General features: G+C 33.1%; 19 protein-coding genes and 1 tRNA gene. 18 read left to right on the top strand and 2 right to left on the bottom strand.

Going from position 1 to position 21169, the window contains the following annotated elements; genetic code table 11:
* The first annotated feature begins 222 nt into the window (after positions 1–222).
* The 16 genes from uvrB (at position 223) to AB1282_RS07980 (ending at position 16912) form a co-directional block, all read left to right on the top strand.
* Positions 223–2208, top strand: coding sequence for an excinuclease ABC subunit UvrB (gene uvrB / locus AB1282_RS07905; protein WP_056469802.1), 1986 nt, complete (start codon positions 223–225; stop codon positions 2206–2208).
* A 14-nt stretch (positions 2209–2222) separates the two neighbouring features.
* Entirely contained in the window at positions 2223–5081 is a 2859-nt protein-coding gene (gene uvrA, locus AB1282_RS07910) for an excinuclease ABC subunit UvrA (RefSeq protein WP_390310373.1), read from the top strand.
* A 229-nt stretch (positions 5082–5310) separates the two neighbouring features.
* Positions 5311–5505, top strand: a complete 195-nt coding sequence (locus AB1282_RS07915) for a PspC domain-containing protein (RefSeq protein ID WP_025568734.1) — start codon at positions 5311–5313, stop codon at positions 5503–5505.
* On the top strand, positions 5506–5880 hold the full coding sequence (locus AB1282_RS07920; RefSeq protein WP_056469805.1) for a phage holin family protein: 375 nt from the start codon (positions 5506–5508) through the stop codon (positions 5878–5880).
* Positions 5881–6171: 291 nt separating this feature from the next.
* Complete coding sequence (hprK, locus tag AB1282_RS07925; RefSeq protein ID WP_056469807.1) at positions 6172–7113, top strand: HPr(Ser) kinase/phosphatase; 942 nt, start codon at positions 6172–6174, stop codon at positions 7111–7113.
* 21 nt (positions 7114–7134) lie between these two features.
* Positions 7135–7947 (top strand): prolipoprotein diacylglyceryl transferase, encoded by an 813-nt coding sequence (gene lgt / locus AB1282_RS07930; protein WP_056469810.1) that lies wholly within the window; start codon positions 7135–7137, stop codon positions 7945–7947.
* 27 nt (positions 7948–7974) lie between these two features.
* Positions 7975–8916, top strand: a complete 942-nt coding sequence (locus AB1282_RS07935; RefSeq protein ID WP_056469812.1) for a nucleoside recognition domain-containing protein — start codon at positions 7975–7977, stop codon at positions 8914–8916.
* Between the two features lie 13 nt (positions 8917–8929).
* The gene (gene ppaX / locus AB1282_RS07940; protein ID WP_056469814.1) at positions 8930–9577 is read left to right on the top strand and encodes a pyrophosphatase PpaX; all 648 of its coding nucleotides are present in this window, start codon (positions 8930–8932) and stop codon (positions 9575–9577) included.
* The gene (locus tag AB1282_RS07945; protein ID WP_056469817.1) at positions 9574–10074 is read left to right on the top strand and encodes an acyltransferase; all 501 of its coding nucleotides are present in this window, start codon (positions 9574–9576) and stop codon (positions 10072–10074) included. The genes ppaX and AB1282_RS07945 overlap by 4 nt, the downstream gene beginning before the upstream one ends.
* Before the next feature lie 174 nt (positions 10075–10248).
* On the top strand, positions 10249–11748 hold the full coding sequence (locus AB1282_RS07950; protein WP_056469819.1) for a tetratricopeptide repeat protein: 1500 nt from the start codon (positions 10249–10251) through the stop codon (positions 11746–11748).
* A 227-nt stretch (positions 11749–11975) separates the two neighbouring features.
* On the top strand, positions 11976–12923 hold the full coding sequence (trxB, locus tag AB1282_RS07955; RefSeq protein ID WP_056469823.1) for a thioredoxin-disulfide reductase: 948 nt from the start codon (positions 11976–11978) through the stop codon (positions 12921–12923).
* 382 nt (positions 12924–13305) lie between these two features.
* On the top strand, positions 13306–13764 hold the full coding sequence (locus AB1282_RS07960) for an NUDIX hydrolase (protein WP_056469826.1): 459 nt from the start codon (positions 13306–13308) through the stop codon (positions 13762–13764).
* Positions 13765–13791: 27 nt separating this feature from the next.
* Entirely contained in the window at positions 13792–14676 is an 885-nt protein-coding gene (gene rapZ / locus AB1282_RS07965) for an RNase adapter RapZ (protein WP_056469828.1), read from the top strand.
* Entirely contained in the window at positions 14676–15644 is a 969-nt protein-coding gene (locus AB1282_RS07970) for a gluconeogenesis factor YvcK family protein (RefSeq protein ID WP_056469830.1), read from the top strand. Before rapZ ends, AB1282_RS07970 begins: the two co-directional genes overlap by 1 nt.
* Before the next feature lie 39 nt (positions 15645–15683).
* Positions 15684–16634, top strand: a complete 951-nt coding sequence (whiA, locus tag AB1282_RS07975; RefSeq protein ID WP_056469831.1) for a DNA-binding protein WhiA — start codon at positions 15684–15686, stop codon at positions 16632–16634.
* Between the two features lie 20 nt (positions 16635–16654).
* Positions 16655–16912, top strand: a complete 258-nt coding sequence (locus AB1282_RS07980) for an HPr family phosphocarrier protein (protein ID WP_056469843.1) — start codon at positions 16655–16657, stop codon at positions 16910–16912.
* 85 nt (positions 16913–16997) lie between these two features.
* Here AB1282_RS07980 and clpP read toward each other — a convergent pair whose 3' ends face one another.
* Positions 16998–17591, bottom strand: a complete 594-nt coding sequence (gene clpP / locus AB1282_RS07985; protein ID WP_025568718.1) for an ATP-dependent Clp endopeptidase proteolytic subunit ClpP — start codon at positions 17589–17591, stop codon at positions 16998–17000.
* 862 nt (positions 17592–18453) lie between these two features.
* Here clpP and AB1282_RS07990 point away from each other — a divergent pair.
* Positions 18454–18526, top strand: a tRNA-Arg gene (locus tag AB1282_RS07990).
* A 309-nt stretch (positions 18527–18835) separates the two neighbouring features.
* On the opposite strand, the gene AB1282_RS07995 is transcribed toward AB1282_RS07990, so the two are convergent.
* Positions 18836–20203, bottom strand: coding sequence for a KAP family P-loop NTPase fold protein (locus AB1282_RS07995; protein WP_429898848.1), 1368 nt, complete (start codon positions 20201–20203; stop codon positions 18836–18838).
* A 528-nt stretch (positions 20204–20731) separates the two neighbouring features.
* Between AB1282_RS07995 and AB1282_RS08000 the strand changes: the two genes are divergently transcribed.
* The gene (locus AB1282_RS08000; RefSeq protein WP_156339647.1) at positions 20732–20887 is read left to right on the top strand and encodes a hypothetical protein; all 156 of its coding nucleotides are present in this window, start codon (positions 20732–20734) and stop codon (positions 20885–20887) included.
* The last annotated feature ends 282 nt before the right edge of the window (positions 20888–21169 follow it).

Consider the following 21169-nt stretch of genomic DNA (forward strand, 5'->3'; position numbering starts at 1 on the left):
TCCTACTCCTTCTTCTTTCTTTATTCCTGTTCTTTTTTCTTTATCTTATCCTTCATTTAAGGAATATACGTTCTAGTTTAATTACTTGAATTTGTACTTAAACATCGATAATATGTAAAGATGATTATTTTTTAAAGTACGTTTGTTCTGTTTTTGATTGATTTTTGAAATTTTGTGGTAAAATAGAAGGATAGGTATGTTTTGGAAATGGAGGCGGGGAAGATGGAGCAGGAATTCGAGGTAGTTTCTAATTATTCACCTCAAGGCGACCAGCCAAATGCGATTAAGCAGTTAGTTGAGGGGGTTAAAAATGGTAAAGAGCATCAAGTTTTATTAGGTGCTACAGGTACGGGAAAAACGTTTACCATTTCAAATGTAATTAAAGAAGTAGGAAAACCAACATTAGTATTTGCTCACAATAAAACATTAGCAGGGCAATTATATAGTGAATTAAAAGAGTTCTTTCCAAATAATGCAGTTGAGTATTTCGTTAGTTACTATGATTATTTTCAGCCTGAAGCTTATGTACCTCAAACGGATACTTATATTGAAAAAGATTCAAGTATTAATGATGAAATTGATAAATTACGTCACTCTGCGACTTCCTCCCTTTTTGAACGTAAGGATGTCATTATTGTAGCGAGTGTATCTTGTATTTACGGTTTAGGTTCTCCTGAAGAATATCGTGAATTAGTTTGTTCTCTTCGTATTGGAATGGAAATTAGTAGAGATGAACTATTGCATAAACTAGTAGATATTCAGTATGCACGTAATGATATTGACTTCTCACGTGGTACATTCCGAGTTCGTGGAGATGTTGTTGAAATATTCCCAGCATCACGTGATGAGCACTGTATTCGTGTGGAATTTTTTGGTGATGAAATTGAGAGAATTAGAGAAGTGGATGCTTTAACTGGTGAAATTTTAGGTGACCGTGAACATGTTGCAATTTTCCCGGCTTCCCACTTCGTTACTCGTGAAGAAAAAATGAAAATCGCCATTAAAAATATTGAAGCTGAGTTAGAAGTGCGATTAAAGGAAATGAGAGATAACGGTAAGTTACTAGAAGCTCAAAGGCTCGAGCAGCGAACTAGATATGATTTAGAAATGATGAACGAGATGGGATTTTGTTCAGGAATTGAAAACTATTCCCGTCATCTGACGCTGAGACCACCTGGTTCTACACCTTATACATTATTAGACTATTTTCCAGAAGATTTCTTAATGGTGATTGACGAGTCACATGTTACGGTTCCGCAAATTCGAGGAATGTTTAACGGCGACCAAGCTCGAAAGCAAGTTTTAGTAGATCATGGATTCCGTCTGCCTTCAGCATTGGATAATCGACCTTTAAAGTTTGCAGAGTTTGTAGAAAAGGTTCAACAAACTATTTACGTAACTGCGACACCTGGACCATATGAGCTAGAACTATGTCCTGAGAAAGTAGAGCAAATTATTCGTCCAACAGGTCTACTAGATCCGACAATAGATGTTCGTCCGATTGAAGGGCAAATTGACGATCTGATCGATGAAGTTCGTAATCGTATTGCTAAAAATGAGAGAGTACTTATTACTACTCTAACAAAGAAAATGTCTGAAGATTTAACGGACTATTTGAAAGAAATCGGAATTAAGGTTAACTATTTACATTCTGAAATTAAAACACTTGAACGAATTGAAATTATTCGTGATCTTCGTTTAGGTAAATATGATGTATTGATTGGTATTAACCTTTTACGTGAAGGTATAGATATTCCTGAAGTTTCATTAGTCGTAATTTTAGATGCAGATAAAGAAGGATTTTTACGATCTGAACGATCATTAATCCAAACAATTGGTCGTGCTGCAAGGAATTCAAATGGTCATGTTATTATGTATGCTGATAAAATGACGAATTCGATGGATATTGCTATTAATGAAACAAAACGTCGTCGTGAGATTCAGGAAGAATATAACGAAAAACATGGAATCACTCCTAAAACGATTATTAAGCAAGTACGTGATGTGATTCGAGCTACTTCTGTTGCTGAGGAAGAAGAAGTTTATGAAAACGGCATTAGTGCTAAATATAAGAAGATGAACAAAAAAGAACGTCATTTATTTATTCAATCAATTGAAATGGAAATGAAGGACGCAGCGAAGGCGCTTGATTTTGAACGAGCAACAGAACTTCGTGACTTAATATTAGAATTGAAGTCTGAGAGGTGAAGAACTTGAAAAGTATGAATGAAATAATTATTAAAGGGGCCAGAGCGCATAACTTAAAAAATATCGATGTAACGATCCCTCGCAATCAATTAGTAGTTGTGACTGGTTTATCGGGATCAGGTAAGTCATCTCTAGCATTCGATACGATTTATGCAGAAGGTCAACGCAGATATGTAGAATCTTTATCTGCTTATGCTCGTCAATTTTTAGGTCAAATGGATAAACCTGATGTTGATTCAATTGAAGGACTTTCACCTGCGATTTCAATTGATCAAAAAACGACTAGCCGAAATCCTCGTTCGACAGTTGGTACTGTAACAGAGATTTACGACTATTTAAGACTTCTGTATGCTCGAATTGGAACGCCGATTTGTCCAAATCACGGTATTGAAATTACTTCTCAAACAGTCGAACAAATGGTAGATCGTGTAATGGAGTATCCTGAACGAACGAAACTTCAAGTACTTGCTCCTGTGGTATCTGGTCGTAAAGGGACACATGTAAAAGTATTTGAAGAAATAAAAAAACAAGGGTTCGTTCGTGTTCGTGTTGATGGTGAGCTATTTGATGTATCTGATGAAATAGAATTAGAGAAAAATAAGAAGCATTCAATCGAAGTTGTAATTGACCGTATTGTCGTAAAAGATGGTGTAGCGTCTCGATTAGCTGATTCTCTTGAAACAGCTTTAAAACTAGGAGAAGGTCGAGTAATTATTGATGTAATAGGTGAAGAAGAATTACTTTTTAGTGAACATCATGCATGTCCTTTATGTGGTTTCTCAATTGGGGAATTAGAGCCGCGTATGTTTTCGTTTAACAGCCCGTTTGGAGCTTGTCATTCATGTGATGGATTAGGAACAAAATTAGAAGTGGATATAAACTTAGTTATCCCAAATGATGAATTAACACTTAAAGAAAATGCTATAGCACCATGGGAATCAATTAGCTCAATGTATTATCCTCAATTACTAGAGAGTGTTTGTAATCATTACGGCATTGATATGAATATTCCATTTAAAGACATACCAAAAGAACTACAAGATAAAATTCTTTATGGTAGTAATGGCGAACAAATCTATTTTAAATACGATAACGAGCAAGGTCATGTACGTGAAGCGATGATTGAATTTGAAGGTGTTATTTCGAACGTAGAGAGACGTTTTAAAGAAACATCTTCAGATTTTATTCGTGAGCAAATGGAAAAGTACATGGCGCAACAACATTGTCCAACTTGTAAAGGGCATCGTCTAAGAAAAGAGGCTCTTGCAGTATTTATTGGTGGTTTACATGTTGGTGAAGTAACAAAAATGTCAGTTAAAGAAGCGTTTGATTTCTTTGGATCGCTTGATTTAACGCCAAAACAAGAAAAAATTGCAAATCTAATCCTTCGAGAAATTAGAGAGCGTTTAGGCTTTTTAGTAAATGTAGGTTTAGATTATTTAACATTGAACCGAGCTGCAGGTACATTATCTGGTGGAGAAGCTCAACGAATTCGTTTGGCGACTCAAATTGGTTCGAGATTAACTGGTGTATTATATATTTTAGATGAGCCATCAATTGGATTACACCAACGTGATAATGATCGTTTAATCTCAACATTGTTAAATATGAGAGACATCGGAAATACTTTAATTGTTGTAGAGCATGATGAAGATACGATGCTTGCAGCAGATTATTTAATTGATATCGGACCGGGAGCCGGTATTCACGGTGGCCAGGTCATTTCACAAGGAACTCCAAATGAAGTAATGAATGATCAAAATTCATTAACAGGGAAGTACTTATCAGGTGAAAAGTTTATTCCTGTACCACTTGAGCGTAGAAAAGGCGATGGACGTGAAATTAAAATTGTTGGAGCAAAGGAAAATAATTTAAAAAATGTATCAACTTCATTCCCATTAGGTACGTTCGTTGCGGTAACGGGTGTATCAGGATCAGGGAAAAGTACATTAATTAATGAGATTTTATATAAATCATTAGCTCAAAAATTAAATGGTTCGAAAGTACGTCCAGGGGAGCATAAAGAAATTAAAGGCATTGAACAATTGGAGAAGGTTATTGATATTGATCAATCACCAATTGGTCGTACTCCTCGTTCTAATCCGGCTACTTATACTGGTGTATTTGATGATATTCGAGATGTATATGCTGCTACGAATGAGTCAAAAGTTCGTGGTTATAAGAAAGGTCGGTTTAGCTTCAACGTTAAAGGTGGAAGATGTGAAGCATGTCGAGGCGATGGAATTATTAAAATAGAAATGCATTTCTTACCTGATGTTTACGTACCATGCGAGATTTGTCATGGTAAACGATATAATCGAGAAACGTTAGAAGTAAAATATAAAGATAAATCGATATCTGAAGTTTTAAATATGACGGTTGAGGATGCAGTTTCCTTCTTTGAAAATATTCCTAAGATTAAACGCAAACTTCAAACGTTATACGATGTAGGTTTAGGTTATATTACATTAGGTCAACCTGCTACGACTTTATCTGGCGGAGAAGCACAGCGTGTAAAACTAGCCTCCGAGCTTCATAAACGTACGAATGGAAGAACTTTATATATATTAGATGAACCTACTACAGGGCTTCATGTTGATGATATTGCTCGATTATTAGTTGTTTTACAAAGACTAGTAGATAATGGCGATACTGTACTTGTAATTGAACATAACTTAGATGTGATTAAAGCAGCCGACTATCTAATCGATCTAGGACCAGAAGGTGGAGACAAAGGTGGGACTATCGTAGCAACCGGTACACCAGAGAAACTATGTAAAGTCGAAGCGTCTCATACAGGTAAGTATTTAAAAGTGGTATTAGAACGTGACAAAGCTAGAATGGAAAAAAGAATGGCATTGATGGAGTCTTAATCTTAAAAAGATAGTCTCAAAATAAATTGAAAAAGAGATACAAAGAATAGGACTTAAACTCCTTTTCTTTGTATTTGTTTTTATATAGGCATTTTAATGTTATTCACAGTTCCTTTTACTTGAAAAGTAGTCCACATTTCTTTAATGTTTTAACATAGAATAAATAATGAAATAGAAAAATTAGTAATGATAAAAAAATGAGGACGTATCGATAGAGAGGAGATTTTTTTTGAAAAAACTATATCGATCTTCTAAAGATTCCATGCTTGCGGGTGTATGTGGTGGATTAGGTAAGTATTTTAATTTGGACAGTACATTAATCCGTTTACTGTTTGTTATTTTATTCTTCGTAGGATTTGGAGCACTTCTATTTGTGTATTTAATTTGGATATTTGTTGTTCCAGAAGAAGGTGACGTGAAATAAATGAGATGGTTTTTTTCATTAGCTATTAATAGCTTAGTTTTTATTGTAGTAGCAGGATTTCTGCAACCAGATTTTTATGTAAAAAATGTTCCAACAGCTATAATAGCTGCGTTGGTGTTATCGATCTTAAATACAATTATTCGTCCAATCTTAATATTAATAACTTTACCTGTAACCATTTTTACGATGGGATTATTCCTGTTTATTATTAATGCATTTACGTTAGAAATTACTGATTATTTATTAGGGGATGCCCTACGAGTAAATGGTTTTGGAACTGCTATTATTGCATCGATTCTAATTAGTACATTCAGTATGTTAATTCAATATTTTGTGTTTGGTTCAAAGGACAAAAAAAAGCATAGTCATCGGTAAAAAAGAGGAGTCTCTTAAGTTAAAGTACTTTTGAGAGTCTCTTTTTTTTGTTTTTTAAATTAGTGGGGAAATCGAATTATATGTGAACTCCATTGATATATGACTGATGAGGGGTGTTATAATGCTAAAACTGATTGTTTAGTTATAAAATTCAGTTGATAAATTCACTTTTACATTAATGATTTTTAATCGTTTTAGCGCAGATAGTGACTTGTCGACATTTTCCCACAAAGTTTAAAAATGGTACAATATGAGAGATAATACATAATTATTAATCCTTAGGAGGCTTGTATGGCTAAATTACGTACAAAGAATTTAGTTGAGTATTTTAAATTAGAGGTCATTAGTGGAAGTGCGGGTTTGAATCGTTCGATTAACACGACTGACTTATCTCGCCCAGGTATAGAGGTTGCAGGTTTTTTTACATACTATCCATCTGATCGAGTACAAATATTAGGGAAAACAGAATTAACTTTTTATCATAGCTTAACTGACGAAGAAAAACAGGGTCGATTAAGAAAGCTTTGTGCAGATGATACGCCTTGTATCATTGTGACACGAGGTTTAGAAATTCCATCCGAATTAATCGAAGCGGGTGAAGAAACTGGCGTACCTATTTTACTATCAAACAGTAAGACAACTACAGCGTACAGTAGACTTACGAGTTATTTAGAGGCTAAACTTGCCCCAACTACAGCGTTACACGGTGTACTAGTTGATATTTACGGTGTCGGTGTATTAATTACTGGAAAAAGTGGAGTAGGTAAAAGTGAAACAGCCCTAGAGTTAGTAAAACGTGGTCATCGATTAGTAGCAGATGATTCAGTAGAGATTCGTCAAACTGATGAGGATACGCTGATTGGTTCATCGCCAGAATTAATTGAACATTTATTGGAAATTCGTGGATTAGGAATTATTAATGTAATGACTCTTTTCGGAGCAGGGTCTGTACGAAATTACAAGCGTATTACGTTGAACATTGATTTAGAGACTTGGGACTCTCAAAAGGTTTACGATCGAGTTGGTTTAGACGATGAAAAACTCAGAATATTAGATACGGATATTTCGAAAATTACATTACCTGTTCGACCAGGGCGAAATTTAGCTGTTATTATTGAAGTAGCAGCGATGAATTTCCGTTTGAAAAATATGGGTGTAAACGCAGCGCAGCAATTTGCAGATCGTTTAGAGAAGGTAATTCAAGGCGGTAATAATGTTAGTGATTTAATTTAATGAAAAAGTGGGGAAAATGAAATGGAGTCAAATATTCAGCCATTAGATAAAGTATTTTTACACTTAGGTCCTCTTTCAATAAAGTGGTATGGGGTATTGATTGGATTAGGAGTTGTTTTAGGTTTATGGTTGGCAATTCGTGAAAGTAAACGACGTGGAATACCTGATGATACATTTTTAGATTTAATTTTAGTAGCTCTACCTTCAGCAATTATAGGGGCTAGAATTTATTATGTGCTCTTTGAGTGGAACTACTATTCTAAGCATGTTAGTGAAATACCGGCAATTTGGCATGGTGGTTTAGCTATTCACGGTGGTTTAATTGGAGCATTTATTGCTAGTTATTTCTTTGCAAAGAAAAGAGGCATTTCATTTTGGAAGCTTGCAGATATAGCAGCACCAAGTATTTTAGTAGGCCAAATGCTTGGACGTTGGGGGAACTTCATGAACCAAGAGGCTCATGGTGGACCAGTAACTAGAGCATTTTTAGAAAGTCTTCATTTACCTACTTGGATTATTAATCAAATGTATATTGATGGAACGTATTATCATCCAACGTTTTTATATGAATCTCTATGGAGTTTATTAGGGATTATTTTCTTACTAATTTTGAGAAAAGTGAATCTTAGACGTGGTGAAATGTTTTTAACATATTTAATTTGGTATTCAATTGGTCGTTACTTTATTGAAGGATTAAGAACAGATAGTTTAATGTTAACAAGTACTATTAGAATGGCTCAATTTATTTCAGTCGTGATTATCGTACTATCTATTATCATTCTTGTTTATCGTAGAGTTAAGGGGTTATCGAATGAGCGTTATTTAGACGCATAAGTTTGTAAAACAGGAGTGGGGAGCACGTTGGAAACTTTAAAGAGAGGGTTACTAGTTGGTTTACAAACTTCTTGGAAAATAGGGAAAATAATTTTCCCTATTTCTTTCATTTTAACGATTATTAAAGAAACTGCTCTAATGGACTGGTTTGTTCATATTCTTGAACCATTAATGAGTTTTATTGGTTTAAAGGGAGATGCGGCATTAGTATTAGTTTTAGGAAATGTTTTAAATCTATATGCAGCTCTTGGAGCAATGTTACCGATGGATTTAACTGTTAAGGAGGCATTGATCCTTGCAGTTATGTTAAGTTTTTCTCATAATCTATTTGTTGAAACGACAGTAGCTACTGCTGTAGGGGTTCGAGCATCTTTTGTTGTTTTAGTAAGGATAGGTTTTGCAATTTTATCAGCTATTTGTATCCATTTCTTTTGGTCTGGTGGAACAGAAATTGTTCATAAAGGCATTGCAGTTGCAGAAAGCGCTAACCAGACAGGATGGGATATCGTTTATACTGCCATCATTTCGTCATTAATGGGGATTTTAAACCTTATTAAAATTGTTTTTCCATTAATGCTAGTTATTCAAATTGCAAAAGATTTTGGGTGGATGAATTATATAACAAAATTATTATCTCCATTTACTAAATTAATTGGAGTTGAAGCAAAAGCTGGAGTTACATTAGCTGCGGGATTGTTTTTTGGATTAGCTTTTGGAGCAGGCGTTATGATTCAAGCCGTTAAAGAAGATGGTGTTTCGAAACGTGATTTATACCTCGTTTTCTTATTTTTAGTAGCTTGTCATGCTGTAGTAGAAGATACACTTCTCTTTATTCCTTTAGGGATTCCAGTCTTATACTTATTTTTAATTCGATTCTTTGTCGCGTTAATTGTTACTTGTATAGTTGCGAGAATCGTAGGAAGAGTAGGTAGGAAAACTGAATCAAGTTTAAAAACTGAAGTGAAATAGAAAGGAAATTCTTATGAAAATAAATACGATCCTATTTGATTTAGATGGTACTTTAATCAATACAAATGAATTAATTATTGCTTCTTTTTTGCATACTTTGAATAAATATTATCCTGAACAATATAAACGTGAACATGTTATACCTTTTATGGGTCCAACTTTAACTGAATCTTTCTCTACGGTAGATGAAGAAAGAGTTGAAGAGTTGATCTCGGAATATCGCCGTTTTAATATGGAGATGCATGATGAGTTTGTTGAGGAGTATGAAACGGTTTATGAGACGATTGAAACTTTACACAAATTAGGCTATAAAATTGGAATTGTAACAACAAAGGCACGAAATGTTGTTGAGATGGGCTTAAGTTTTGGTCGATTAAAGCAATTCTTTGATACTGTTATCACAATTGATGATGTGCAAAATGCAAAGCCACATCCAGAACCAATTCAATTAGCTTTAAAAAAATTAAATTCTATTCCCGAAGAGAGTATAATGGTGGGCGATAATTACCATGATATTGAAGGTGGTCAAAATGCTGGAACGAAAACAGCAGGTGTTGCTTGGTCACTAAAGGGAAAAGATTTTTTAGCTACTTTTAAACCTGATTTTATGCTTGAAAAGATGAGTGATATCTTACCAATTCTAGGAATTGATGAGAATTGAGGAAAACGAAACGCTACCTAATTGAAGGTGAGAATTCACTTTGGCAAGTGTACAAGACTGTTTCATTTTGGAAAACATTTCGAAATGTCATTGTTATTGAAATAGCTCGTTATGTCCCATTCTTTAGACTGAAAAACTGGATGTATAGGAATCTTATTGGAATGAAAGTAGGAGAGTATACATCCTTTGCGTTTAAAGTAACGCCTGATTTAATGTTTCCAGAATTAATTTCAATTGGTAAGAATTCGATTATCGGCTATAATACAACAATCTTGGCGCATGAATATTTAATTAATGAATATCGATTAGGAGAAGTCATTATTGGTAATAATGTGTTAATTGGTGCAAATACGACAATCTTGCCGGGTGTCACAATCGGTGATGGTGCGAAAGTTTCAGCTGCAACACTTGTCAACAAGGATGTTCCAGCAGGTGCGTTCGTAGGAGGTAATCCCATGGTTATTATTTCATTACCTCAATCTGAAACTACTATTTAACCTCTTAAAAAAGTGGTTTTCAATATTTTTTGTTTCGGTTAAAATAATACTTTGACAACTTATTTAGATAATGTGGAAATTGTACGTTCGTTTAAAATTCTTATAATTTGGACGGCGACTATTTCCTCTTTTTATGTGATATACTGTGATAAGCTTGAAAAACTGGAGGATCGAATGTCTGAAAATTTGGGGAATCAAACAAATCAATTTCATAATGTCGTTTCGTTCTCGTTACCGAAAGATTATTTCTACGAAAAAGGGATGAAAGCTTATAATAGTAACGATTCCGAGCAAGCGATTTATTATTTAAAAAAAGCTGCTGAAAATGAAGAAAATCAAACAGTTCTTATAGATATTTCTAGAAAGCTTTTATCATTACATCAATATCAAACTACGATTACAATTTTAGAATATATTTTAGATAAATATCCAACAAATGAGGATGTATATTATTTATTAGCATTTGCATTTTTTGAATTAGGATTGTTCCAAAAAGCTAATTTGTACGCTCAAAAGTATTTAGAAATTGGTACGGATGAAGAGCAATTAGAAGAACTAGAAGACTATTTAGATATTATTCATAGTGAAGAAGATGATGATTTAAGTATTAATGATGATTTATTAGTGCTTCAAGAGCGAGTTACAAGCTATTTGGCAAATCATGATTGGAAATCAGCTAAAACAACTTTACTTAGTATTGTTGATAAGTATCAAGAATTTTGGCCAGCTTATAATAATTTAGCTTTAGTAGAGCTTCATTTAGGGAATCCTGAGGAAGCTGAAAGAGTATTACAATATGTTTTAGAGGAAAATCCAGGTAATTTATCAGCTTTAATTCATTTAACAATGCTAAAAAGAATATTAAATGAACAAGAAATTGCTCTACAATATCTGGAAAGCTTATCAAATATTGTTCCAATTTCTGAAGAGCACCGCCACAAGCTTGGTGTACTTTTCTATCAATTCAAGAAGTATGAAGAAGCATATAAGTTATTTAATTTACTTTATATGGAACGACCAGATCGTGAAATACAGTTTTATTATATGTTCTGTGATGCAGCCTATCAATCTGGAAGAACTGAAACAGCGGAGCGTATATGGAATTTTGAGATGACGAGTGAATTTGATGATCATGAGGAATTGGCTCCTTGGGCTGAAAAAAAACATTCATCGAATGAAATCGAACAATTGATGGCAGAAACAGAGTACCAAGCAAAATACTCCAATTCGAATAGTGAGAGATGGGGATTAATCTATTTTATGAAGGAATATTATTATGAACAAAAATTTAGTTCGATCCTTCAAGATTTAAATCCATTAGAAAATATTGGTCTCGATGAACAATTAGAACAAGTTCTTCTAAATAATATGTGTTATTTAGAGCCACATCCATCATTGAATATTGCGATTAACGGAGCAAAGAAAGTCCAAACAACTTGGGAAGAAGATTATATAATACTACGTAATCATCTTCAATTGTGGTTTTTCGCTATTTGTGAACTTACATTAAAATATAAAGAATTACCTGTAAATGAAGAAGTTTTATTAGCTGCAACACATTATCTTGTTGAAAATGAAGTGAAACGTGTATCACAAAAGAAAATTGCAGCAAACTATAATATCTCTACCTATTTATTAAATAAAGGCATTAGCGCCATTCGAAGCTTGTTTTAATACCAGATGGTGTTAATGCAAGCTTTCTTTATTTCACATTAAGGTGAGTTTAAGTTGGTAGCAAGAAATCATACACTACGTAGTATCTTCGCCTAAAAGGCTCGGAAGTCGACGAGTTTTCTTTATCATGAGCATATGATTTGTTGTTTTATGTCTTCGCGTATTAGGATAGTGATAGTTAATGAAGTAGGGCAATTAGCCATTTAAGTACAAGGAGTGATTAAGTAATGGAAGAAAAAATTTATGATGTTATTATCATTGGAGCTGGTCCTGCAGGGATGACTGCAGCTGTATATACATCTCGTGCAAATCTTTCTACATTAATGATGGAACGTGGTATTCCAGGTGGACAGATGGCAAATACTGAAGAAATTGAAAACTACCCAGGTTTTGATAGTATTTTAGGTCCAGATTTATCAAATAAAATGTTTGATCATGCGAAAAAATTTGGTGCTGAATATGCTTATGGGGACATTAAAGAAATTATCGACGGTAAAGAATATAAAACAATAGTTGCTGGTAAAAAAGAGTACAAAACACGCGCAATTATTATTTCAACTGGTGCAGAATACAAAAAAATTGGTGTTCCAGGTGAGCAAGAGCTTGGAGGACGTGGTGTATCATACTGTGCTGTTTGTGATGGGGCATTCTTTAAAGATAAAGAATTAGTTGTAATAGGTGGCGGAGATTCAGCAGTAGAAGAAGGCGTATATTTAACTCGATATGCTTCTAAAGTTACAATCGTTCACCGTAGAGATCAATTACGAGCTCAAAAAATCCTTCAAGACCGTGCATTTGCAAATGAAAAGATTTCATTTATTTGGAATTCAACAATTAAAGAAGTTAACGGAACTGATGGTAAAGTAAGTAGCGTAACGCTTGTAGATACTAAAAATGGTGAAGAATCTGAATTTAAAACAGATGGAGTATTTATCTATATTGGAATGCTTCCATTAACAAAACCATTCTTAAATTTAGGCATTACAAATGAAAATGGATATATCGAAACAAATGATGTAATGGAAACAAGAGTACCAGGTATTTTTGCTGCTGGTGATGTTCGTGAAAAAACTTTACGTCAAGTTGTAACAGCTACTGGAGACGGAAGTATTGCTGCTCAAGCAGTACAACATTATATCGAAGAACTAAAAGAAGAATTATCTAAAACTAACTGATCTTAATTAAAAACGATAAAGTGATTTATAAAATTAAGTTTTAGAATTGTGAACGAAATTGTAATATTCTGAAACTTATATGTAATTAGGGTGTAACTCTCTTGAAATATAGTTCCTGTAATATAGACAATAACCAGAGAGCCCCCTAATATATATAGGAACATGGATATGCGCTTGTCCATGTTCCCTTTTTTTGTCTCCGAAAGTGATCGACTTTGTTCCTCAACCCTAGTTTTAACCTACAAAATCTTTTCCTTTAGTCAGGACCTTTCTACCCTAATTCCTATTCTTAACAAGTTGTTGTCTGACTAGTTTAACGGTATAATATAGATTGGGCAGTTTCAACCAACTGCAAGTCCAAATTGTAAGTGAGGTATAAGAAATGCAAAGAGTTACACATTGTGTTTTGGTAAATGAAAATAATATCCTCTTGCTACAAAAACCTAGAAGAAACTGGTGGGTTGCACCCGGCGGTAAGATGGAGCCAGGTGAAAACATTAGAGAAGCAGTTGTTCGTGAATATCGTGAAGAAACAGGTGTTTACTTAAAAAACCCAAAATTAAAAGGTGTTTTTACAATTATTATAGAAGAAGATGCTAAGGTAGTGAATGAATGGATGATGTTTTCATTTTTGGCTACCGAGTTTGACGGTGAAAATCAAGATGAGTGTGAAGAAGGAATTCTTCGCTGGCATGCAATAGATGAAGTGAAAAATCTTCCTATGGCAGCAGGAGACTATCACATAATTGATTATTTACTAAAGGGTAAAGAAATTTTACATGGTACCTTTGTATATACACCGGATTTTGAATTATTAAGATATCGTTTAAATCCTAGTTAACCGAAATTATAGAAAGGGTTGAGTTAAATGCCTACAAGATCACATGTAAAAATGGTTATTATAACTGGAATGTCAGGGGCTGGAAAGACTGTCGTTGTTCAAGCGTTAGAAGATATCGGTTATTTCTGTGTTGATAATCTTCCTCCTGCTCTACTTCCAAAATTTGTAGAGCTATTAAAGGACCCGGATCACAATACAACAGATAAAGTTGCTCTTGTTATGGATTTACGAGGAAGAGAATTTTTTGATCAGTTAGGGAATTCATTAGATCAATTAATGTCTACTCCATCAATCATCCCTCAAATTTTATTTTTAGATGCAACGAACGCTGCACTTGTTACTCGCTACAAAGAAACTCGTCGTTCACATCCCCTTTCTCCAACGGGATCTCCATTAAAAGGAATTGAGTTGGAGCGTACTCTTTTAGCTGAGGTAAAAGGGCGTGCACAATTAATTTATGATACATCAGATTTAAAACCTAAAATATTACGAGAAAAAATAATTGAACAATTTAGAGAAAATGAACAAGAAGGTTTCTCTGTAAATATTCAGTCATTCGGTTTTAAGTACGGAATACCGATTGATGCGGATTTAGTATTTGACGTACGATTTTTACCAAACCCATTTTACATTGAATCAATGCGTCCTTTAACTGGCTTAGATCAAGAAGTATCCTCTTATGTTCTTAAATTTAATGAGACAACCGAATTTATGCTGAAATTAATTGATTTAATTAGTTTTATGTTACCTCAATATAAAAGAGAAGGTAAACGACAATTAATCATTGCGATCGGATGTACGGGTGGACAGCATCGCTCTGTTACTTTAGCAGAGTATTTAGCTAACTACTTTAAAGATCAATATGATACGAATATTAGCCATCGGGACGTTGAAAAAAGGAGTCATAAGTAATGATTAGTCAACGTTCGAAAATAGTAATAATTGGAGGCGGAACTGGACTATCTGTTTTAGTTCGCGGGTTAAAAAAACATCCCGTTGATATTACCGCTATCGTTACAGTCGCAGATGATGGTGGTAGCTCTGGACGATTACGTGACGAGTTAAAAATTCCACCGCCTGGTGATGTACGAAATGTACTTGCCGCGTTATCAGATGTGGAACCGATGTTGGAAGAATTATTCCAACATCGCTTTGCTACATCTGGAGACCTTTCTGGACATTCTCTTGGTAATTTAATGCTAAGTGCAATGACTGCAATTACAGGTGATTTTTATCGTGCAATCATTGAAATGAGAAGGGTATTAAATGTTAGAGGTAAAGTTATACCAGCAGCTAATCAAAGTGTCGTATTAAAAGCTGAATTAGAAGACGGTACAATTGTTTCAGGTGAATCAAAAATTCCTTATTCTGGTAAGAAGATTAAAAGAGTATTTTTAGCACCAGGAAATGTTGAACCTTTAAAAGAGGCACTTGATGAAATTAGTCGTGCTGACTTAATTGTAATTGGACCGGGTAGTTTATATACGAGTATCCTTCCTAATCTATTAGTTACTAAAATTGGGAAGGCTGTTATAAATTCAAAAGCTAAAAAAGTATATGTATGTAATGTGATGACTCAAGCGGGTGAAACTTTGCATTATACAGCTAGTGACCATGTAAAGGCTCTATACGAACATTTAGACTCAAGTTTTATCGATACAATTATTGTAAATGAAGGCATGATGCCAAAAAATATTTTAGAACTTTATAAAGAAGAACATGCTCAACAAGTAAAACTAGATATAAATGAGCTAAAATCTTTAAATCTAGAAATAGTTCATAAGTCGATCGTTAAATATGATGATAATGTGATTAGGCATGATACTGTAAAATTAGCTGAAATCTTATGTGACCTAATCCCGACAAAAATAAAAGAATAATGAAAAAATATTTAGAGCTAGAAGGAGGGGGTGATTCAAATGTCCTTTGCATCAGAAACGAAAAAAGAATTAACAACGATTGAGATCAAAGATTGTTGTTCAAAATCTGAGCTATCCTCTTTAATTCGAATGAATGGTTCATTATCAATTGCGAATCGCCAATTTATTGTAGATGTAGTTACTGAAAATGCAGCAATTGCTAGAAGAATATATGTATTAATTAAACGTGTTTATGATGTGGACGTTGAATTGCTCGTTCGTAAAAAAATGCGTCTTAAAAAGAACAATGTATATATTGTTCGAATAAAAGAAGAAGCGAAACATATTTTAAATGATCTTTATATAACTGGTGAAGGATTTACCTTTACAAATGAAATAGCGAAAGAGCTAATTGCGAAGAAATGTTGTAAACGCTCCTATTTAAGAGGTGCTTTTCTAGCTGGTGGTTCGGTAAATAATCCAGAGACATCTTCATATCATTTAGAAATTTTTTCACTATATAAAGAGCATACGGAAGAAATTTGTCGTCTAATGAATGAATTCGGATTAAATGCTAAAACACTGGAGAGACGTAAAGGTTATATTACGTACTTAAAGGAAGCAGAAAAAATTACTGAGTTTTTAAACGTTGTTGGTGCTCATTCAGCTTTATTAAGGTTTGAAGATATCCGCATTGTAAGAGATATGAGAAACAGTGTTAATCGTCTAGTGAATTGTGAAACTGCGAACTTAAATAAAACGATCAGTGCAGCCTTCAGGCAAATTGAAAATATACGTTATATCCAAAACTCTGTTGGTTTAGATATATTACCACCAAAGCTACGTGAAATTGCAGAACTTCGAGTAGCGTATGAGGATGTAACATTAAAAGAGTTAGGTGAAATGGTATCTAGCGGTGCAATTAGTAAATCAGGAATCAATCATCGACTACGTAAAATTGATGAAATAGCTGATAAATTAAGAGCGGGAGAATCAATAAAAATAAAATAAAAGTTAAGAGGGAAGAAAAAATGATTGAGAAAAAAGGGAGAGTACTATTAGAAACAGGAATACAGGCTCGTCCAGCAGCGCAATTTGTTCAAGTTGCTACGAGATTTCGTTCAGAAGTATTATTAGCTTACAAAGGTAAACAAGTAAACGTTAAGAGTATTATGGGTGTTATGAGTCTAGCTGTACCTCATGGAGAAGAAATAGTAATTACTATTTCTGGCGATGATGAAGTTGAAGCGATGGAAGCAGTAATGGACTTTATTGGGGAAGAAATTTAATGTAATTGGACATTCACAAGTTGGATGTCCAACTTTTTTTTCTAATAAAAAAACTAGCCGAAAAATTACGGCTAGTTTTTTATTATTATTTAATAGCTGCAGTATTAGAAATTACTTTATCAATTAATCCGTATTCTAATGCACGGTCTGCAGTCATAAAGTTATCACGCTCTGTATCACGCTCGATCGTATCTAATGGTTGACCAGTACGATCTGCAAGAATTTTGTTTAATTTATCACGTAAGAACAAGATTCGCTTAGCTGCAATTTCGATTTCGGTAGCTTGACCTTGAGCACCACCTAATGGTTGGTGAATCATAACTTCTGCATTTGGAAGAGCATATCTCTTACCTTTTTCCCCAGCAGATAATAAGAAAGCACCCATTGAAGCCGCCATACCAATACAAATTGTAGATACTTGAGGCTTAATGAAGTTCATCGTATCATAAATAGCCATACCAGCAGTAATACTTCCTCCTGGACTATTTATGTATAATGAAATATCCTTATCTGGATCTTCTGCTGCTAAAAATAAAAGTTGTGAAACGATTGAGTTAGCTACGTTATCATCGATTGCGCTACCTAACATGATGATGCGGTCTTTTAATAGACGAGAGTATATATCATACGCACGCTCACCACGACTTGTTTGTTCAATAACTGTAGGAATTAAATTCATTTTTTCTCCTCCTTGTTTAAAACAAATGAATGATTAATACAATAATACCTTTAAGGTCAGAAAAGGTCAAATAAAAGAGATGCTATATTTAATGTATTATTTTAACTAAAAAATATTGACCTTTTATAACATATCTATTTATCTAATACTTCAACATCATTAACGACTTTTCCTATTATTAAACGTAACTTTATGTAGTTTTTCTTTTGATTAGTTAAAAAACTAATAACTTAATGATTCGAGTATATTCTTGTTTGAAAACAGGGCCATGTTAAATTACTAAATTTTCGTAAAAGGAGTAGAGTGATGTTGATTTCCAACGAAAAAAGTTTACGATAAAAAGCTACTTTAATATCCTTTACTTAGCGTAAAATAATAGTATATTACTCAGTTTGTATTTCAATTAAGATCGAACATGAACTTATAAATTAATCATTTAAAATTATTTACCAAAAAATTCGCTCTAGATATTTTTAACTTCTGAAAAAACAATTACTATAGTTTTATTGATATATTAGAATTAGATATAAATTCATCGGTCCTCTTTATATAGAAGACGATGAGTTTAAACACATTTACAAGTCATCTATAGAGAATGAAAAAATCTATAAAATAAAATTTATAGAAGAAAATGCACACACACCATTCCAAGTGCATCTTCTTCTTTTTAGCACTCAAAAAGAAACCTAAATCATTGCGGTCAGAACATTCTAACGATATAATAAAATATAAGATTTTCTTATAAACTTACTAATAAGCTACATAGCGAAACATCAGCGCACCAATCGAGCCACTCTTTGCATAAACCTACTGAGATTGGGGCGACTATTACACTATACTTATTTTAAAATTTTATAATTATGCGTTCGTAGCTCAGTGGATAGAGCATCGGTTTCCGGTACCGTGTGTCGCAGGTTCGAATCCTGTCGAGCGCGCTAATACTCCGTAAATAGCGGTATATCAACGTTTGAAGAAGACTTAATGTCGTCAATTCAATGGGTTGATGTACTGCTATTTTTTTGATATCGATAAGTAATCGTGATCAGGGAGAGATATAGTAGAATGGGGGATTAGAAAAAAGAATTTAGGAAAATAGTTAAAGTGAAATATATTTAGAGGAAGAGGCAAAAATATTGTTGCAAATTAGAGAAGTATAGGGCTAGATGGCATTTTTATAAATGAAACAGTAGGAAAAATAATTTTCCTACTGTTCTAATCTAAAATTGAGCAAATAAATGATACTACTAGTATGTATGTTGATAATTAATAAACTGAATATTATTGAAAATACTGCATCCCTTTTGATAATCCCAAAGATTAATAAGATTGAAATGATTACCATGATATTCACTTTCACCAATTCGGACTATATATGATTCATGGGCCTTATTCCATTCATCAATATCATTTAAATTATGTAGATTCAACTGTAAAAACATCTGAATAGCGGTTTTATAAATTTCGTAACTTTGACTTAGTTTTTCATTAATGGAAAGTTTAGGTACTTTTACTATATCAAGTAGATTATTAATGTCGTTTGAATCGTATGATTTCCTGATAACTTTTTCGAAAGTATCTGTGTACTTTAATTTTAAAGTTAATAAGTATATATATAAACCAGACTCTATTGAAGGTCTAATACTGTAATTTTCTTTTTGATTAAATAACGGAATTTGTGGTAATAGTAATTTTAAATTAATAAATAATCGATCACAGTCTCTGAGTGAAAAATTATTAAGGTCTGCAACTTCAGTAAACAACTTCCAAAAATATTCAATATTATTATAATCTAAAGTATGACAATCTATTAAATATGAAAAGTAATCTTTGTTTTTTGGTAAAGGAAGAGATAATTCTAAGTCAAAAAATCTTCTTAAATAGCCAACACTATCCATATTTTGTCCATAGTGTGTACTAATAGAATGGGAGAGTTGTTCACGATCGAGAGAAAATACAAAAATATAATTTTCAAGGTCAAATAGATGTTTTACCCTTTCTAAAACTTTAATTGCAAATTGCGGATTACATCGATCTAACTCATCAATAAATATAAGTATTTTTTTGTCTACTGTTCGTTGATATTTTTTTAATCCTCTTTTTAGCTGTTCTTTTGAATTTTTCTGTTCTTGGAAGCTATCTATGAATTTTTCTCCTAAAGATTGAGTTGATTCTTCAATGATTTTCTGGCCACTTTTATTCATAAATTTAGATGTGACGTCAGCGATATGACCTGCTAGTGGTCCCAAAGTTGCAGTCGCAATTATAGGTGCAGCAATTTTTGTTAAATTTAATAAGGAACTTTGAGCTTTTCTAACTAAAGAATTATTATTTTCAAGTAAAGATAACAATGGAATTAATGGATCGGTAACATCATCGTTTTCCCAAGCATTAAAATAAAGTGTACTATACTCTTCGTTATTGCATAAACTTGTTTTCCACATTTTAATAAAAGTGGTTTTACCAGTTCCCCAAGATGAATTTAAACATATTACAAGATTATCTTTGGTCCTATCTAAAATATTCATTAAATTGTTTTTAAATTCTTCTCGATTTAGCTTATCATTGCTAAACGGGTTATCTAATGGCATTTCGACGATTGATCTAATATTCATTATTTATCCTCCATTTTCTAAATAACAAAAATATATTATCTGATTTGAAGAGAAGTTATTAAATATGGCTATTGTGTTCTATATTAAAACAATAACCTGTAGAGTATTTAATAAATTTTTGTAATGTAACATTTGTCTTGATGTTGAAAATTCCTTTCTTTCAGTAGTCGCCGGCTATTGAATGGAAAATCATTCCATGTATAGAAAGTATATCATATTTATTTATCCCATTAATTTTAATATTCTAAGTATAATAAATGTTATTTAAAACTTATAATTATTAAATCTGTATTGACAAGGCAGGTTCGAATCCTGTCGAGCGCGCTTAAAGAATAAACCGAGTGATAAAATCTGTAAATTTACAGATCTATCACTCGGTTTTTATTTTTCCTCAGTTAAACACATAATCTCAGCTCTAATCTTACCTTTACCCTACAACTAAAGATGTACTAAAACTCCATCCAATGAAGAATGGGTTCCCTTTACTTAAATTCATATATTTAAAGTAAATAAAAGGAGGTCTTTCATATGGAAATGAATTCTTGGATTCTTGAGGAAATGGCAAGGTTTAATAAAGAAGAAATGGAAAGAGAACTAAAGTTTAATGAAACTTATAAATTGTACTCAACATCTAAAAAGAAAAAATACTGCATCGATCTAAAAATCATTAAATTCTGTTTTTAAACTAGAGAATGCTTAAAATCATTTTAAATTTACTATAAAAAGAGCTGAGTGATTTTATTTTTATAAAATTAATCGGTTCTTTTGCTACTTCTATTTTTTTCCTCTTTCCCTTTTTCTAAATATATGTTATATTACTCTTTGCGATGAGCTAATTTGAGTAAGACGAGAGATATGCGCAAGCTAAACGCGCGGATGTGGCCGCCCGGTCTCTCGCCTCAAACGCATCAAGACGTCTGCTGCGGCAGGCGTCTTTCTTTTTGTTCATTTCTTTGTGTATAATAG

The organism is Gottfriedia sp. S16(2024), from assembly GCF_050473765.1.
Classification (GTDB): Bacteria; Bacillota; Bacilli; order Bacillales; family Bacillaceae_G; genus Gottfriedia.

Coding starts and splice junctions, on each gene's coding strand:
- uvrA (WP_390310373.1), top strand. CDS start 2,223: ATGAATGAAATAATTATTAAAGGGGCCAGAGCGCATAACTTAAAAAAT.
- AB1282_RS07920 (WP_056469805.1), top strand. CDS start 5,506: ATGAGATGGTTTTTTTCATTAGCTATTAATAGCTTAGTTTTTATTGTA.
- whiA (WP_056469831.1), top strand. CDS start 15,684: ATGTCCTTTGCATCAGAAACGAAAAAAGAATTAACAACGATTGAGATC.
- trxB (WP_056469823.1), top strand. CDS start 11,976: ATGGAAGAAAAAATTTATGATGTTATTATCATTGGAGCTGGTCCTGCA.
- AB1282_RS07980 (WP_056469843.1), top strand. CDS start 16,655: ATGATTGAGAAAAAAGGGAGAGTACTATTAGAAACAGGAATACAGGCT.
- AB1282_RS08000 (WP_156339647.1), top strand. CDS start 20,732: ATGGAAATGAATTCTTGGATTCTTGAGGAAATGGCAAGGTTTAATAAA.
- uvrB (WP_056469802.1), top strand. CDS start 223: ATGGAGCAGGAATTCGAGGTAGTTTCTAATTATTCACCTCAAGGCGAC.
- hprK (WP_056469807.1), top strand. CDS start 6,172: ATGGCTAAATTACGTACAAAGAATTTAGTTGAGTATTTTAAATTAGAG.
- AB1282_RS07995 (WP_429898848.1), bottom strand. CDS start 20,203: ATGAATATTAGATCAATCGTCGAAATGCCATTAGATAACCCGTTTAGC.
- ppaX (WP_056469814.1), top strand. CDS start 8,930: ATGAAAATAAATACGATCCTATTTGATTTAGATGGTACTTTAATCAAT.
- AB1282_RS07950 (WP_056469819.1), top strand. CDS start 10,249: ATGTCTGAAAATTTGGGGAATCAAACAAATCAATTTCATAATGTCGTT.
- AB1282_RS07970 (WP_056469830.1), top strand. CDS start 14,676: ATGATTAGTCAACGTTCGAAAATAGTAATAATTGGAGGCGGAACTGGA.
- AB1282_RS07960 (WP_056469826.1), top strand. CDS start 13,306: ATGCAAAGAGTTACACATTGTGTTTTGGTAAATGAAAATAATATCCTC.
- clpP (WP_025568718.1), bottom strand. CDS start 17,591: ATGAATTTAATTCCTACAGTTATTGAACAAACAAGTCGTGGTGAGCGT.
- lgt (WP_056469810.1), top strand. CDS start 7,135: ATGGAGTCAAATATTCAGCCATTAGATAAAGTATTTTTACACTTAGGT.
- rapZ (WP_056469828.1), top strand. CDS start 13,792: ATGCCTACAAGATCACATGTAAAAATGGTTATTATAACTGGAATGTCA.